The following is a 14,917-nucleotide window of genomic DNA, read 5'->3' on the forward strand; positions in this document are numbered from 1 at the left end:
AGCGGTCATCGTTTCCCGAGCAGCGGCGAACAAGCGACAAGAAGGATATCCCCATGACAGGCCCGGAGCCGGTCGTTCTGCCGGCCGTCAGTGTTTTCGGTCTGCATGTCTGCATCGGCGAGAACGTCATCGTGCAGAACGTGAGTTTCGCCGTTCCGCGCGGTGCCATCGTCGGGCTCCTCGGACCGAGCGGCTGCGGGAAGACGACGCTGCTGCGCTCCGTCGTCGGCATCCAGCCCTGCACGGCCGGGCACGTCCAGGTCCTGGGCTTTCCGGCCGGCTCGCGGGTCCTGCGCACCCGGGTCGGCTACGTCACCCAGGCTCCCTCGGTCTACCCGGACCTGACGGTGCTGGAGAACCTGCGCTACTTCTCCGCGGCCCTCGGGATGCGCGGCTGGCGCCGGGAGGACGCCGTGGTCCGCGTGGTGAAGCTGGTCGACCTGGCCGAGTACGCGGACAAGCCGGTCGCCTGGCTGTCCGGCGGGCAGTACTCCCGCGTCTCGCTGGCCGTGGCGCTGCTCGGCTCGCCCGAACTGCTGGTCATGGACGAGCCCACCGTCGGCCTCGACCCCCTGGTGCGCCGCGAGCTGTGGACGGTCTTCCGGCGGCTCGCCGACGACGGTACGACCCTGCTGGTCTCCAGCCACGTCATGGACGAGGCCGACCACTGCGACCGGCTGCTGCTCATGCGCTCCGGCCGGCTGCTGGCCTCCGCCGGACGCGACGAGGTGCTGGAGTACACCGGCTGCGAGACGGTGGAGAACGCCTTCCTGGACCTGGTCACGGCCTCCGCCGCCCTCCAGGCGGCCGGTGACCGGGCACCCGTCGCGCGGGTGCCGGCCCCGCTGCTCACCGACGAGTCCGCCGACGCAGACCGTCCGTACTTCTCCTCGGGAGCACGATGCTGACCACCGGCGCCCGCACGGCCCGCCCCCTGCCGTTCTCGATGGGCATCACCACCGCCACCGCCGGCCGGGTGCTGCTGCAGATCCGCCGGGACCGCGGCAGCACCGCCCTGATACTGGTCATCCCCTGCATGCTGATGGTGCTGCTGAAACTGGTGTTCCACGACGCGGAGAGCACGTTCGAGCGGGTCGGCCCCCAGGTCTTCGGCATCTTCCCGGTGATCGTGATGTACCTGGTCGCCTCGGTGTCCACGCTGCGCGAGCGCAGCACCGGCACCGCGGAGCGGCTGCTGACCCTGCCCGTGCAGCGGCTGGACATCGTGCTGGGCTACAGCCTCGCGTTCGCGTTCCTGGCCGTGCTGCAGGCGACGCTGTCCACCCTGCTGGCCATCGGTCCACTGGGCCTGGACATCAAGGGCCCCGCGGTGCTGCTGATGGTCATCGCGATGCTGGGGGCCCTGCTGGGACTGGCCCTGGGCATCCTGGCCAGCGGCTTCGCCCGCAACGAGTTCCAGGCGGTGCAGTTCCTCCCCGCCGGGGTGCTGCCGCAGTTCCTGGTGTGCGGGCTGTTCGTGCCGCGCGAGGAGATGCACGGCTCCCTCGGGGCCCTGGCCAAGGTCATGCCGATGACGTACGCGGTCCAGGCCGCCGCCGAGGCCGCCGCCCACGAGGGCGTCACCGGCGTCTTCGTACGGGACGCCCTGCTGATCCTGGGCTGCGTCATCGGTGTCCTGATGGCCAGCGCGGCCACGCTCAAGCGCTGAGCGCCGGCGCGGAGGACACGGGCGGGGACGCAAGAGGTGCGGGTGGGGTGCGTGTCGGCGCACCCCACCCGCACCTGTGACGACGGTCAGTGCTCGCGGCCGGAGAGATTCCACGACAGGCCGCCGTTGACGTCGCCGCGCCGCGGGATCTCGAACGGACCGAAGTTCAGCGGGCGCTCATGGCGGCCGTGGTGGTGATGGTGGAAATGCCCGTCCCCGTCACCGGGCGGCGGAAAACTGCCGGCGGCCGGGAATTCGGCGGCCGGCGCCGCGGGGGCGCCTGCCACGGCGAGCGCGGCCGCTGCGGCACACACGGTCACAGCGCGGCGAAGGAAATACATCGGCAACCACAACTCCTTGCGGCGAGGAAAACACAGCAGATCGACAGCGATGCTAGTGAAATACGCCGTCGGCCCGGCGGAGAAATTCCGGCCCGTTCCGTGCTGTCCCCCGAATGAGGGCGAATTCGCCGGGGGTTCGCCGTCAGGCGAGGGCCGCGTCCCACCACCAGGCGACGCTGGGCAGGCCCTCGGGTGCGTGCGGGCTGCTGTCGGCGGGGGACTCCGCCCACCGCGGCGGCGAGCCGCCCTCCCCGCCGGAGTCCGGGCCGAGATAGCGCGGCACCCGGAGCGCCCACTCGATGTTGCCCCGCATCCCGTACCGCAGCCCCTGCAGATAGGTGCCGAGCGCCGCCGAGGCCCGCGGGCGCACCCGGTCGTACAGCCGGAGGAAGCGCAGCAGCATCCGGTCCCTGAGCCGGGTCGCCTCCCGCACCGCCTCGGGCAGCGACAGGGCCCCGTGCTGCGTCAGCACCGTATAGACGTTCTGGTCGGCGACGTCGCGGGAGAACTCCTTGTGCAGCGAGTGCCGGTCGTTGTCCAGGGCCGCCACCATGACGGCCAGCTCGGTCAGGGCCCGTACGGCCGGCCGCTGCATCTCCGCCTCGGGCACCTCCTGCCCGGTGGCCAGCTCCAGCAGGGCGAAGGTCGGTTCCCCGCCGCTGGCCAGCAGCCGCATGGCCAGGTACTCGTCGAGGCCGGGCATGCGCCCGACCGCCTGGTTGCCGATCTGCCAGGAGACACCGGAGAGCCAGGCCCGCTGGGCGTGCGCGAACCGCCGTACCTGCGACGGTGTGCCGAGGGCACGGAACCGGCGGGCGATGTCCTGCAGCGGGGCGGCGAACCGCTCGTCGGCCATGTCCGCGCCGGGTGCCTCGAACGCCCGCTGGATCCGGCCGGCCAGCGCGGTGAACTGCGCGGGCCGTGAGCTCAGCGGCCCGGCGTCGCAGCGGGCGTCGTCGAAGGCGAAACCGAAGTACACCCAGAGCGAGCCGGCCAGCAGGCGCTCGTCGTCCGCCGCGTCCGGGGCGAACCGCGCGAAGAACTCCGTGCCGCGGGACGCGACGGCCCAGGCGCGCTCCTCCTCGGACGCGCACATGCCGCTGTCCCCGATCCACGCCTCGGCCCGCTCCTCGACCTGGCGCACGCGCGGATGGACCGCCGACTCCAGCGGACACCAGTGGGGCGGGAAGTCGGCTTCGGTGGGGGAGAGTCCCATGTCACGTCCCTGGTGGAATCGGGGTGGTCGGCCGTAGAAGGAGGACTCATCCTTCTACGGCCGGTTCCGTCCCGGAACGAGACAGGCAACATCCAGCCGGAAATCAACACCAAACGGTCAGTCCGTGTCGCCGATTGACGGTGACGGTGACGGCCGCGGTGGGATCACCTGTAGGTGATGTCGGACGACGAGTACAGGCAGTTGGTGCTGTCCGGACCCGTGCCCACCGCGGTGGTGTTGTTGTACTTCTGGCAGGGAACGACCTTGCGGCTGCTGTCGTTGAGGATCGTGATGCCCCGCAGCGTCGCGACGTCGCTGCGGTTGGTGTTGATGCCGGCGATCCGCGCGGTGGAGCCGGTCCCGGTCACCTCGATGTTGCTGAGGTTGACCTTCCGTGTGTACTGCGTGGAGCAGTCGCCGCAGGAGCGGTAGAAGGTCTTGAACTCGCTGACGGCGAAGTTCGAGATGTTCACCGTGCCGCCGCCGTTGTGCTGGAACACCTTGTCGGCGGCCTTCCTCGCGCCGCCGCCGCTCACGGTGGCGACGGTACCGTTGCCGCCCCGGAACGTGGCGGCGTCCTCGCCGACGTCCTCCCACCACACGTTCTGCAGGGTGCAGTTGCCCTCGCAGTGGATGCCGTCGGCGCCGGGCGCGCCGATGATGACGTTCTTCAACGTCGCGCCGGCCGCGAGCTTGAAGATCGGGTCCTGGCCCTCCTCCTGGCCGTCACCGGCCAGGTTGCCGCTGCCGTAGTACCGGACCATCCCGCCGTCGCGGGTGCCGGACACCGAGATGGTGGAGCTCACGGCCTGGCTGCCGGAGGGGGAGGGCCAGGTCGCGGCCTCCGCGGCCGGCAGCGTGGAACCGCCGACGAGGGCGGCGCCGGTCAGACCGAGCGCGCCGAGGCCGCTGAGGAGGGCGTGCCGGCGTACGGTCCGGTGGGGGTGACGCACACGGTGCTCCGCTGGTGAAGTCATGTCCCGCTTCCTTCGGTGGGGGATCAGAGCGGTGCTTTCCTCTGCTGGTCGCCACCGGTGGGGAAAGGGTTGCCGGACGGGACGAACTTTTTCGCTCGCTCACTCGCGGCCTCACGCGCGGACTCACTCACGGGTTCACTCACGGGTTCACGAGTCGTCCCCGCTGCTCCCGTCGCCGTCGCCGTCGCCGTCGCCGTCGTCCCCGTCGCCGTCCCGCGGTGCGAAGTCGCCGCCCACGGTGTGCTCCTCGCCGTCCGCCGTCGCGGTCATCGTGTAGCCGTCGTCGCCGGCGTCACGGCCGCCGCGCGCGTGGTCGTACTGGCCCGCGAAGACCCACTCCCCGGCCGGGACCGTACGGCCCTCCTTGAGCACCCACCGGTGGACGAGGAAGCCGCCCTCCTCCTCGACCGTGAACGTGAAGTCCTGCTCGGGCAGCGAGCGCCAGGCGCCGGTGGAGGTGACCCCGTCGGTCAGCGCGACGCGCAGCTCGACGGTGAGCGCGGTGAGCTCCTCGCCGGTCCTCAGGGTGAGGTTGCTCTGCGCCCAGAACTCGTTGCTGTGCGGGTCGACCGAGCCGTCGGACCACAGCGGCCCGCTCGCGGTCCCGACGGCCCGGTGCTGCGCGGGCGGTCCGGACGAGACGGAGCCCGACGGCGCCTCCGCCTCCGTGGAACTCTCCGCGGACGGGGTGCCGCCCGGCTGCTCGCTCGTGCCGCCGCTCGGGGCCGGGTCGTCGGGCGGGAGCGGTGCGCGGCTCGTCGCGTCCGGGGAGACGACGGGCGTCGGCGACACCGTGACGGTACGGTCCGCGGGCTGCGCGTTCCTGACCGCCGAGGCGACCGCGTAGCCGCCCACCCCGAGGATCCCGGCGACGGCGGCCGTGGCGCCCGCCAGGCGCGCCCAGCCGGCCCAGCCGCGCAGGGGCCGCGACCGGTGCGTGGTGCGGGTCTCGTCGGTCATACCGCGTTCGATCCGGGCCAGAATCGTCGCGCGGTCGGGCTCGTGGGCCTCGGCCGCCTCGCGCAGGCGGGCGCGCAGCTCGTCGTGCACGTCCCTCATCTGTCCCTTCCTCCGGTGGCCCCGGACACCGCCCTGTGGATCTGCCGCGGGGCGTCCTGCGACCCGAGCAACCTCTGGAGTTCGGCCATCCCCTTCGAGGTCTGGCTCTTCACCGTACCCACCGACACTCCCAGTGCCAGCGCGGTGTCCTTCTCGGAGAGGTCGAAGGCGTGCCGCAGCACCACGCACGCCCGTTTGCGGAACGGCAGTCTGCGCAGCGCCTCCTGCACGTCCACCATGCCGGGAACGTCGGGGTTCTCGGTCTTCTCCTCGCGCTGCGACCAGAACAGCGTGATGCGCCGCCGCTCGCGGATCGCGCTGCGGATACGGGTACGGGCCAGGTTGGCCACCACACCGCGCGCGTACGCCACCGGATGGTCGGCCGCCCGCACCCGGTCCCAGCGGTGCCAGAGCGCGAGCAGCGCGTCCGCCGCGAGATCGTCGGCCGCGTCGGCCTCGCCCGTCAGCAGAGCGGCGAGCCGCGCCAGTTCGGCGTAGTGCCGCTCGAAGAAGGCGTGGAACTCCACGGAGGCGGCGTCGTCGACGACAGTGCCCACGGGCGACCTCTCTTCGCTGCGGCTCGACGGGGGACCGGCGTGGGGCGTGTGCGCCTGTGGATACGGCCCCGGGGTGCCCCGGCGTCGCGTCGCATGATCGTTTCTCTGGGGCGAGTGATCCGGAAGCGTAGCAGTGTTCGTACGGGCCTTCGGACGCCGTATGGTCCACCGAACTCGGGATCCGTAACAGGGAGAAAACCTGAAGTGCATGCGGCGCGGGAACAATCCAGCCAACGCCCGCACACCCGGAGCACGCAGGTCACGAGGGAGTATCCGCCATGTCTGACACCCAGCAGGCGGCCGGGCCGCCGAAGACCGGGTCACCCGCGGTGACCAGGGTCGACCGCTTCTTCCAGGTCACCGCCAGGGGCTCCACCTTCGCCCGTGAGTTACGCGGCGGCTTCGCCACGTTCTTCACGATGGCGTACATCCTTGTCCTGAATCCCCTTGTCCTCGGCAGCGCCGAGGACAAGTTCGGGCACCGGCTCGACGGCGCCGAACTGGCCACCGCCACCGCCCTGGTAGCGGCCGTCATGACGATCATCATGGGCGTCGGCGGCAACCTCCCGCTCGCGCTCGCCGCCGGACTCGGGCTGAACGCGGTCGTCGCCTTCCAGGTCGCCCCGCTGATGAGCTGGGCCGACGCGATGGGTCTGGTCGTCCTCGAAGGACTGCTGATCTGCGTCCTCGTGGTGACCGGACTGCGCGAGGCCGTCATGCGCGCCGTCCCGCAGCCGCTCAAGCAGGCCATCGGTGTGGGCATCGGCCTGTTCATCGCCTTCATCGGCTTCGTCGACGCGGGGTTCGTCAGCCGGCTGCCGGACGCCGCGAACAGCACCGTCCCCGTGCAGCTCGGCGCCACCGGCGCGCTGTCGGGCTGGCCGGTGCTCGTCTTCTGTCTCGGTGTGCTGCTGACGGTCGCCCTGCTCGCCCGCGGGGTCAGGGGCGCGATCCTGATCAGCATCCTGGCCATGACGGCCGTCGCGATCGTGATCGACGCGGTCGCCGACGTCGGGAGCTGGGGCCTGACCACGCCGGAGCTTCCCGACGACATCGTGGCGGCGCCGGCGTTCGGGCTGATCGGCGACTTCAGCCTGTTCGGTGCCTTCGGCGAGACCACGGTGATCACCGTGGTGCTGCTCGTCTTCACCCTGTTGCTGTCCGACTTCTTCGACTCCATGGGCACGGTCGTCGGCGTCAGCGCCGAGGCCGGACTGCTCGACGAGCGGGGCCGGGTGCCGAACCTGGGCCGGGTGCTGCTCATCGACGGCGCGGCGGCCGTCGCGGGCGGCGCCGCCTCCGCCTCCTCCGCGACCTCGTACGTCGAGTCGGCGGCGGGCGTCGGCGAGGGCGCGCGCACCGGCGTCGCGAATCTGGTCACCGGCGGGCTGTTCGCGTGCGCCCTGTTCCTCACCCCGCTGCTGACCATGGTCCCGATGCAGGCGGCCGCCCCGGCGCTGGTCGCGGTGGGCTTCCTGATGATGACCCAGGTCAGGCAGATCGACTGGGAGCGGTACGAGATCGCGGTGCCCGCGTTCCTGACGATCGCCGTGATGCCGTTCACCTACTCGATCACCAACGGCATCGGCGCGGGCTTCGTCAGTTACGTCCTGATCAAGACGGTGCTCGGCAGGGCGAGGGAGGTGCACCGGCTGCTGTGGGCGACCTCGGCGCTGTTCCTGGTGTACTTCGCGATCGACCCGGTCGAACAGCTCCTGGGCGTGAGGTGACGCGGGGCGGCGCGGGAGTTCCCCTGCTCAGTCCTCCAGCGCCGCCGCCATCATCCTCTGGGCCACCGGCGCCGCCAGCCCGTTGCCGCTGACCTCGGAGCGGGCCGCGTCCGACTGTTCGATGATCACCGCGACCGCGACCTGCTTGCCGTTCGCGTCGGACTGCGCGTACGAGGTGAACCAGGCGTACGGCGTCTTGCTGTTGTTCTCGCCGTGCTGGGCGGTACCGGTCTTGCCGCCCACCGTCGCCCCGGAGACCTGGGCGTTGGTGCCCGTGCCGTCCTCGACCACGGTCTGCATCGCGGACCGGAGCTGTGCGGCGGTGGAGGGGCTGACGATCTCCTTGGTCTCCGTCTCGTCGGCGTAGTCCTTCAGGACGTTGCCGTCGGCGTCGCTGGTCTGCGCCACCATGTGCGGGGACACCAGCTCGCCGCCGCCTGCGATGGCCGCCGACACCATGGCCATCTGCAGCGGGGTCGCCGTCACGTCGAACTGGCCGATGCCCGACAGCGCGGTCTGCGCCTCGTCCATGCCCGACGGGTACACGCTCGCGTACGCCCGCACCGGCACGTCCAGCTCGTCGTCGTTGAAGCCGAACTTCTCCGCCATCGCCCTCACCCTGTCCTGGCCGAGGTCGACGGCCAGCTTTCCGAAGACGTTGTTGCAGGAGTACTGCAGGGCGACCCGCAGCGTGGCGTTCTCGCAGGGCGCCGAGGGATTCTCGTTCTCCAGCTCCCGGACCGTGCCGGGCAGGGTGTACGGGACCGGGCTGTCCGTGCGCTCGTCCACGGACCCGTACAGCCCGTCCTCCAGCGCGGCGGCCGCGACGACCAGCTTGAACGTCGAGCCCGGCGGCAGCGGCTGCCGCAGCGCCCGGTTGACCAGCGGCTTGTCCTCGTCCTTGGTCAGCTTCCGCCAGGCCGCCGCGTCGGACGAGCCGGAGCCGCTGATGGTGCCCGGGTCGTAGGACGGGGTGGAGACCACGGCGAGGATCTCCCCGGTCGACGGGTCGATCGCGACGGCGGCGCCCTTGGTGTCGCCGAGCGCCTCGTACCCGGCCTTCTGCACGTCCGGATCGATCGTCGTGACCACGTCGCCCGGGGCTGCGCGCTCCTTGGTGAGCACGTCCAGCGGGTCCTTCAGCTCGGCGCCCGTGCCGTCGAGCAGGTCCTGGTAGATGCCCTCCAGCTGCGTCGCCCCGTACACCTGGGAGCTGTATCCCGTGACGGCCGCGTACAGCGAGCCGTCCGTGTACGAGCGCTTGTACGCGAGGTCACCGCTCTCCGTGCGCGCGGAGCCCGTGACCGCGTCGCCGCCCACGATGATGTTCCCGAGCGGCTGGGCGTACTGCTCGATCACCGTGCGCCGGTTGTTCTTGTCGTCCGCGAGCGCCCGCGCCTCGTAGAACTGCACCCAGGTCGCCCTGACCAGCAGGGCGAACACGAGCAGCAGTGTGAAGACGGCGGACCGCCTGATCGTCTTGTTCATGGCGTCCGGAAGGACGAGCGGAACGGGGACGGACGTTCCCTTCCGCCCGTTTTCTCATGCTTTCCTCATGTGGCCGTACGGCGTCACAGCCTCCGCGTCGCCAGCGTCAGCCGGTCCCGGGCGTCGAACAGGGCGTCCTTGACCAGCTGCTCGTGGGCGGGGGTGAGCCGGGCCACCGGCACCGAGCAGCTGATCGCGTCCCGGGCGGGGGTGCGGTACGGGACGGCCACGCCGAAGCAGCGCAGGCCCAGCGTGTTCTCCTCGCGGTCCACGGCGATCCCCTGCTCACGGATCAGGTGCAGTTCCTCGATGAGCTTCTCGCGGTCCGTGATGGTGTGCTCGGTCAGCGCCGGCAGCGTCTCCGGGAGCAGCTTGCGGACCTGCTCGTCGGTGTGGGTGGCGAGGAGCGCCTTGCCCAGCGACGTCGAGTGGGCGGGCAGCCGGCGGCCCACCCGCGTGAACGGGCGCAGGTAGTGCTGCGACTGGCGGGTGGCGAGGTAGACGACGTTCGTGCCGTCGAGCCGGGCCAGGTGGATCGTCTCGGTGGTGTCGTCGGAGAGGCGGTCCAGCGTCGGCCGGGCCGCGGCCACCACCTCGTCGCCGTCGATGTAGGAGGTGCCGACGAGCAGCGCCCGCACGCCGATGCCGTACCGCGTGCCCGTCGCGTCCGTCTCCACCCAGCCGAGGTCCACCAGGGTGCGCAGCAGCATGTACAGACTCGACTTGGGGTACCCGACCGCCTCCTGCACCGAGGCCAGGGAGTGCATGCCGGGACTGCCCGCGAAGTACTCGAGCAGTTCCACCGTGCGCACCGCGGACTTGACCTGCGTCCCACCGCCCGTCTCGCCTGCCGACATCGCCCTTGACCCCTTCGTTCGCCGGGAAATAGTCTCCCGGGTGTTCATCAATGGAGACGGCGTTCAGCATATCGAACGCCGCTGGTGGACGACGTACGAACTGCGGCAAGAGCGGTATGACATGTGGAGGGAACCCGCGGTGGCAGCAGCACCAGTCTGGAGTGTCGACCCCCGTACCGGGAAGCAGCGCGAGCAGGTTGCGGTGGAGGCCACAGCCCAGGGGGTGGACGAGGCCGTCCGGGCCGCCCACGCCGCGCGCGGTGCCCTCGCCGACCGCACCGTGCGCGCCGCGTTCCTGCGCACCGCCGCCGACCGGCTGGAGGGTGCGAAGGACCGCCTCGTGGAGCTGGCGGACGCCGAGACCGCGCTGGGTGCCACCCGGCTCACCGGCGAACTCGCGCGCACCTGCTACCAGTTGCGGTCCTTCGCGGACATCGTCGACGAGGGCGCGTACCTCGACGTCGTCATCAACCACCCCGACGACACCGCCACCCCGCCCATTCCGGACCTGCGCCGCTACAAGGTGCCGCTCGGTGTCGTGGCCGTCTACTCGGCCTCCAACTTCCCCTTCGCCTTCTCCGTCGCCGGCGGTGACACCGCGAGCGCGCTCGGGGCCGGCTGCCCCGTCGTCGTGAAGGCGCACCCCGACCACCCGGGGCTGTCCGAGCAGGTCGCCGCCGAGCTGCGCGCCGCCGCGGCCGAGCACGGCATCCCCGAGGGCGTCGTCGGTCTGGTCCACGGCTTCGAGGCGGGCGTCGAGCTGGTCAAGCACCCGCTGGTCGCGGCGGCCGGCTTCACCGGTTCCGTACGCGGCGGCCGTGCCCTCTTCGACGCGGCGGCGGCCCGCCCGGTGCCGATCCCGTTCCACGGCGAGCTGGGCTCCCTGAACCCCGTCGTCGTCACCGAGGCCGCGGCGGCCGAGCGCGCCGAGGCGATCGGGGCGGGGCTCGCGGGCTCGATGACGCTGGGCGTGGGCCAGTTCTGCGTGAAGCCGGGTCTCGTCCTGGCGCCGGCGGGCGAGGCCGGCGACAAGCTGGTCGAGTCGCTCTCCAGCGCGGTCGCCGACGTCGACGCCGGGGTGCTCCTCGACCACCGCATGCGCGACAACTTCCTCGCGGGCGTCACCGAGCGCGCCGAGCTGCCCGGCGTCGAGGCCCCGGTCGCCGCGGGACCCGGCGACGACGAGCACACCGTCCGCCCCGGCTTCCTCACGGTCCCGGCGGACAGGCTGGCCGTCGAGGGCGGTGAGCACGAGCTGCTGCTGGAGGAGTGCTTCGGCCCGCTGACGGTCGTGGCCCGCTACGCGGACGACGGCGAGGCCAAGGCGCTCCTGGGCCGGCTGCCCGGCAACCTCACCGCGACCGTGCACCTCTCCGAGGCGGAGGCCGCGGGCGAGGGCCGGGGCGCGGAGATCCTCGCGGAACTCACCCCGCTCGCCGGCCGCGTCCTCGTCAACGGCTGGCCCACCGGTGTCGCGGTCGCCCCGGCCCAGCACCACGGCGGCCCGTACCCGGCGACGACCTCCACGTCGACCTCCGTGGGCGGCACGGCGATCGAGCGCTGGCTGCGGCCGGTCGCGTACCAGGGCGCCCCCGAGGCGCTGCTGCCGCCGGAGCTGCGCGACGACAACCCGCTGGGGGTGCCTCGGCGGTTCAACGGCGTGCTGGAGCGGTAGCCGCTCCGCTTCTGGCTGCGTTTCGGCTGCGCGCTCGTCGTGGCCGGTCGCGCAGTTCCCCGCGCCCCTTCCGGGGCGCGGGCACACAGCGGAGGACCCCGGTCGCCCAGGCGACCGGGGTCCTCCGCTGTGTGCCCGCCTACTCCGGCGGCGTAGGGGTGTCGTGGGTGCGGTACATCGCCTGGACGTCCAGTTCGAGCTGGATGGTCGGGCCGACGACCGCGATGCCACGGGCCAGCATCGAGCGCCAGTTGAGGGTGAAGTCCTCGCGGTGCAGCTCCGCCTTGGCGAGCGCGGCGCAGCGCAGTTCCTGCTCGTAGCCGCCGTTGACCATGCCGAGGTACGTCGTGTCCAGGCCGACCGAGCGGCTGATGCCGTGCATGCTCAGCGTGCCCTGCAGCGTCCACTTGGAGCCGCCGCGGTACACGAAGCGGGTGCTGGCGAAGTCGATGTACGGGTAGCGCTCGACGTCGAGGAAGTCGGCGGACCGCAGGTGGTTGTCACGGGTGTTGTTGCCCGTGTTGATGCTGGAGGCGTCGATGCGCACCGACACCCGGGAGTCGCCCATGTTCTGCGCGACCTGGATGCCGCCGTCGAAGCGGGTGAAGCGGCCGTGGACGTGGGCCATGCCGACGTGCTTGGCGATGAACCGGATCGCGGTGTGCGGCGGGTCGAACAGCCAGGTGCCGGGCGAGGGCAGTTCGAGCTGGCGGGCGGGCTGGAGGCCGACGCGCAGGGTGGGCTGGGAGGTGCCGGAGACGACCTCGACGGTCTCCCTGGCGGGCGACAGGCCCTCGGCGGCGACCATCATGCTGTAGCTGCCGGACGGCAGCGTCGCCATGAAGTGGCCGAAGGGGTCGGTGATGCCGCGGGTGGCGACACGGTGGGTGTCCAGCGCGGTGACTGTGACATCGGCTCCGCCCATGGGCTGCCCCATGGGGTCCACGACCTCGCAGCCGATCGCGCCCGCGCCCGGCGGCAGGGGGATGGTGAGGCCCGCAGCGCCGGAACCGCTTTTGGAACGCCGGCGTCGGAGCAGTCCGAGGACCATGCTGTTCACCTTTCTTCACACTTGTCGGAGTCGCGTGGGGCCGCTGAACAGATCGTGTTCGCGGTCGCCAAGTGCGCCCGAAAGCAGGGGCGCAGACACGGAGATGGGCGGCTCGTCCGACGATCATAAAGCAGTCGGTGAGGGCGTAGATCACGCGAGGCTGCGCCTGGCGTGAAGGTTGGGAGACGGCCTGTTCACAAGGTGTATCGGCGGCTCACCGGGGCCGGGGTCCAAGTCGCTCGATTTCGGAGATTTGCATCGACGCTGTGGTGAAGGACCGAATTCGCGGAGAGGTGAATCGGGGAAATCCCGAAGGCCGGGGAATGCGGCGCGATGATTGAAGGTTCACGAAAAAGAGCGGAGTAGTCCCCGTCAACCCGTACGACCTGGAGAGAGAGCCACAGACATGCGCGTCGAGATCTGGAGCGACATCGCCTGCCCCTGGTGCTACGTGGGCAAGGCCCGCTTCGAGAAGGCGCTCGACGCCTTCCCGCACCGGGACGGGGTCGAGGTCGTCCACCGTTCCTTCGAGCTCGACCCGGGCCGGGCCAAGGGCGACGTCGAGCCGGTGGTGCGGATGCTGGCGAAGAAGTACGGCATGAGCGAGGAGCAGGCGCGGGCCGGCGAGGAGAACCTGGGCGCCCAGGCCGCCGCCGAGGGCCTGGCCTACCGCACCGAGGGCCGCGACAACGGCAACACCTTCGACATGCACCGCCTGCTGCACTTCGCCAAGGAGCACGGCCGGCAGGACGAGCTGCTGCAGAACCTGTACCGGGCGAACTTCGCCGAGGAGCGGTCCGTCTTCGCCGACGCCGACGACCGCCTGGTCGAACTCGCCGTCGAGGCCGGGCTGGACGCGGACGCCGCCCGCGCGGTCCTCGCCGACCCGTCCGCGTACGCGGACGACGTCCGCGCCGACGAGCGCGAGGCCGCCGCGCTGGGCGCGAACGGCGTCCCCTTCTTCGTCATCGACCGCAAGTACGGAGTGTCGGGCGCCCAGCCCGCCGAGGTCTTCACCCGGGCCCTGACCCAGGCCTGGGGCGAGCGCTCCCCGCTGACCCTCGTACAGGGCGGGGACGGGGCCGCCGGGGACGCCGCGGCCTGCGGGCCCGACGGGTGCGCCGTGCCGGAGCGGTAGGCGCCCGGGCGGAAACGGGATGGACGGCGCGTGCACGGGAGCACACAGTGGTCCCATGGAGACCACCTTCGAGAGCCTCGTCCGCGCCGAGTTCGCCCCGAAGACCACCTACCTCAACACCGCGAGCACCGGCCTGCTGCCGGCCCGTACGGTCGACGCCCTGCGCGAGGCCGTCGAGTCCGCCGCGGCGGGCCGGCCCACCGACATGTTCGCCGACGTGGAGGCCGCCCGGGCCGCCTTCGCCCGGCTGACGGGGGTGCCGGACCGCAGGGTCGCGGCCGGCGCCTCCGTCGCCGTGTACACGGGACTGATCGCGGCCTCCCTGCCCGAGGGCGCCGAGGTGCTCACCGCCGAGGGCGACTTCAGCTCCGTGCTGAACCCGTTCCACGTGCGCCGCGACCTGAAGGTGCGCACCGTGCCGCTGGAGCGCGTCGCCGAGTCGGTGCGTCCCGGCACCGCGCTCGTCGCGGTCAGCGCCGCCCAGTCCGCCGACGGCCGGGTCGCCGACCTGGACGCGATCCGCGAGGCGGCCCGCGCGCACGGGGCGCGCACCTACGTCGACGCCTCCCAGGCCGCGGGCTGGCTGCCCCTGGACGCGGGCGCGTACGACTTCGTCTCGGCCGTCGCCTTCAAGTGGCTGCTGTGCCCGCGCGGCGTGGCCTTCCTCGTCGTCCCGGACGACCTCGGCGGGCTCACCCCGGTCTTCGCGGGCTGGGTCGCGGGGGAGCGGCCCTGGGACAGTTGCTACGGCCCCGTCGAGGAACTCGCCCGTTCCGCGCGCCGGTTCGACGAGAGCCCCGCCCTCTTCTCCTACGCGGGCGCCCGCCGCTCCCTGGAACTGGTCGAGGAACTGGGGGTCCGGGCCGTCCGGGACCACGACCTCGCCCTGGCCGGGCGGTTCACCGCGGGCCTCGCCCGGCTGGGCCACGAACCCGTCCCCGCACCCGGCTCGCCCATCGTCTCGGTGCCCGGCCTGGGCCACCGGCAGCCCGCGCTGAGCCGGGCCGGGGTGGAGGTCTCCGACCGTGCGGGCAGTCTGCGGGCGGCTTTCCACGTGTACAACACTCCGGCCGACGTCGACAGGCTTTTGAACGTTTTGTCCGGCTGACCGGCGGACGCCTTTCGTCCGCTCGGTGAGGGCGCTAGGAAGGGCACCACG

Annotated in this window: 14 protein-coding genes; 6 read left to right on the forward strand and 8 right to left on the reverse strand. The window is 71.8% G+C overall.

The genetic code is table 11. The features are described from left to right. The first annotated feature begins 53 nt into the window (after positions 1-53). Together IEZ04_RS28030 and IEZ04_RS28035 are read left to right on the forward strand one after the other, a co-directional pair. The gene (locus IEZ04_RS28030; RefSeq protein WP_189219770.1) at positions 54-908 is read left to right on the forward strand and encodes an ABC transporter ATP-binding protein; all 855 of its coding nucleotides are present in this window, start codon (positions 54-56) and stop codon (positions 906-908) included. Continuing rightward, positions 902-1,669 (forward strand): ABC transporter permease, encoded by a 768-nt coding sequence (locus tag IEZ04_RS28035; protein ID WP_189219771.1) that lies wholly within the window; start codon positions 902-904, stop codon positions 1,667-1,669. The genes IEZ04_RS28030 and IEZ04_RS28035 overlap by 7 nt, the downstream gene beginning before the upstream one ends. Before the next feature lie 86 nt (positions 1,670-1,755). Here the strand turns inward: IEZ04_RS28035 and IEZ04_RS28040 are convergent, their stop codons facing one another. The 5 genes from IEZ04_RS28040 to IEZ04_RS28060 form a co-directional block, all read right to left on the reverse strand. Next, positions 1,756-2,016, reverse strand: coding sequence for a hypothetical protein (locus tag IEZ04_RS28040; RefSeq protein ID WP_189219772.1), 261 nt, complete (start codon positions 2,014-2,016; stop codon positions 1,756-1,758). 136 nt (positions 2,017-2,152) lie between these two features. After that, the gene (locus IEZ04_RS28045) at positions 2,153-3,226 is read right to left on the reverse strand and encodes a terpene synthase family protein (protein WP_189219773.1); all 1,074 of its coding nucleotides are present in this window, start codon (positions 3,224-3,226) and stop codon (positions 2,153-2,155) included. Between the two features lie 164 nt (positions 3,227-3,390). Next, positions 3,391-4,203 (reverse strand): pectate lyase, encoded by an 813-nt coding sequence (locus IEZ04_RS28050; protein WP_189219774.1) that lies wholly within the window; start codon positions 4,201-4,203, stop codon positions 3,391-3,393. 147 nt (positions 4,204-4,350) lie between these two features. Further along, a complete protein-coding gene (locus IEZ04_RS28055) occupies positions 4,351-5,262 on the reverse strand; it encodes a hypothetical protein (RefSeq protein WP_189219775.1) in 912 nt (303 codons plus the stop codon). Continuing rightward, positions 5,259-5,819: a SigE family RNA polymerase sigma factor gene (locus IEZ04_RS28060; RefSeq protein ID WP_189219776.1), complete on the reverse strand. Its 561-nt coding sequence runs from the start codon at positions 5,817-5,819 to the stop codon at positions 5,259-5,261. The genes IEZ04_RS28055 and IEZ04_RS28060 overlap by 4 nt, the downstream gene beginning before the upstream one ends. Before the next feature lie 278 nt (positions 5,820-6,097). Here IEZ04_RS28060 and IEZ04_RS28065 point away from each other — a divergent pair, with 278 nt between their 5' ends. After that, positions 6,098-7,549, forward strand: a complete 1,452-nt coding sequence (locus tag IEZ04_RS28065) for an NCS2 family permease (protein ID WP_189219777.1) — start codon at positions 6,098-6,100, stop codon at positions 7,547-7,549. A 27-nt stretch (positions 7,550-7,576) separates the two neighbouring features. On the opposite strand, the gene IEZ04_RS28070 is transcribed toward IEZ04_RS28065, so the two are convergent. Both IEZ04_RS28070 and IEZ04_RS28075 read right to left on the reverse strand, forming a co-directional pair. Further along, on the reverse strand, positions 7,577-9,037 hold the full coding sequence (locus tag IEZ04_RS28070) for a peptidoglycan D,D-transpeptidase FtsI family protein (protein WP_189219778.1): 1,461 nt from the start codon (positions 9,035-9,037) through the stop codon (positions 7,577-7,579). An 83-nt stretch (positions 9,038-9,120) separates the two neighbouring features. Next, the gene (locus tag IEZ04_RS28075; RefSeq protein ID WP_189219779.1) at positions 9,121-9,894 is read right to left on the reverse strand and encodes an IclR family transcriptional regulator; all 774 of its coding nucleotides are present in this window, start codon (positions 9,892-9,894) and stop codon (positions 9,121-9,123) included. 139 nt (positions 9,895-10,033) lie between these two features. Between IEZ04_RS28075 and IEZ04_RS28080 the strand changes: the two genes are divergently transcribed. Next, on the forward strand, positions 10,034-11,569 hold the full coding sequence (locus IEZ04_RS28080) for an aldehyde dehydrogenase (NADP(+)) (protein ID WP_229821316.1): 1,536 nt from the start codon (positions 10,034-10,036) through the stop codon (positions 11,567-11,569). A gap of 139 nt (positions 11,570-11,708) precedes the next feature. On the opposite strand, the gene IEZ04_RS28085 is transcribed toward IEZ04_RS28080, so the two are convergent. After that, the gene (locus IEZ04_RS28085; RefSeq protein WP_189219781.1) at positions 11,709-12,620 is read right to left on the reverse strand and encodes a YceI family protein; all 912 of its coding nucleotides are present in this window, start codon (positions 12,618-12,620) and stop codon (positions 11,709-11,711) included. Positions 12,621-13,026: 406 nt separating this feature from the next. On the opposite strand from IEZ04_RS28085, the gene IEZ04_RS28090 reads away from it, so the two are divergent. Continuing rightward, the gene (locus IEZ04_RS28090) at positions 13,027-13,758 is read left to right on the forward strand and encodes a DsbA family oxidoreductase (RefSeq protein WP_189219782.1); all 732 of its coding nucleotides are present in this window, start codon (positions 13,027-13,029) and stop codon (positions 13,756-13,758) included. A 19-nt stretch (positions 13,759-13,777) separates the two neighbouring features. Then, positions 13,778-14,866: an aminotransferase class V-fold PLP-dependent enzyme gene (locus tag IEZ04_RS28095; RefSeq protein WP_189219783.1), complete on the forward strand. Its 1,089-nt coding sequence runs from the start codon at positions 13,778-13,780 to the stop codon at positions 14,864-14,866. Positions 14,867-14,917 lie beyond the last annotated feature (51 nt).

This window comes from Streptomyces ruber (assembly GCF_014648075.1).
Taxonomy (GTDB): Bacteria; Actinomycetota; Actinomycetes; order Streptomycetales; family Streptomycetaceae; genus Streptomyces; species Streptomyces ruber.

Excerpts from the sequence above, each read along its gene's own strand:
- IEZ04_RS28055 (WP_189219775.1), bottom strand. The coding sequence starts at position 5,262 with ATGAGGGACGTGCACGACGAGCTGCGCGCCCGCCTGCGCGAGGCGGCC.
- IEZ04_RS28050 (WP_189219774.1), bottom strand. The coding sequence starts at position 4,203 with ATGACTTCACCAGCGGAGCACCGTGTGCGTCACCCCCACCGGACCGTA.
- IEZ04_RS28065 (WP_189219777.1), top strand. The coding sequence starts at position 6,098 with ATGTCTGACACCCAGCAGGCGGCCGGGCCGCCGAAGACCGGGTCACCC.
- IEZ04_RS28075 (WP_189219779.1), bottom strand. The coding sequence starts at position 9,894 with ATGTCGGCAGGCGAGACGGGCGGTGGGACGCAGGTCAAGTCCGCGGTG.
- IEZ04_RS28045 (WP_189219773.1), bottom strand. The coding sequence starts at position 3,226 with ATGGGACTCTCCCCCACCGAAGCCGACTTCCCGCCCCACTGGTGTCCG.
- IEZ04_RS28070 (WP_189219778.1), bottom strand. The coding sequence starts at position 9,037 with ATGAACAAGACGATCAGGCGGTCCGCCGTCTTCACACTGCTGCTCGTG.
- IEZ04_RS28030 (WP_189219770.1), top strand. The coding sequence starts at position 54 with ATGACAGGCCCGGAGCCGGTCGTTCTGCCGGCCGTCAGTGTTTTCGGT.
- IEZ04_RS28090 (WP_189219782.1), top strand. The coding sequence starts at position 13,027 with ATGCGCGTCGAGATCTGGAGCGACATCGCCTGCCCCTGGTGCTACGTG.
- IEZ04_RS28085 (WP_189219781.1), bottom strand. The coding sequence starts at position 12,620 with ATGGTCCTCGGACTGCTCCGACGCCGGCGTTCCAAAAGCGGTTCCGGC.
- IEZ04_RS28095 (WP_189219783.1), top strand. The coding sequence starts at position 13,778 with ATGGACGGCGCGTGCACGGGAGCACACAGTGGTCCCATGGAGACCACC.
- IEZ04_RS28035 (WP_189219771.1), top strand. The coding sequence starts at position 902 with ATGCTGACCACCGGCGCCCGCACGGCCCGCCCCCTGCCGTTCTCGATG.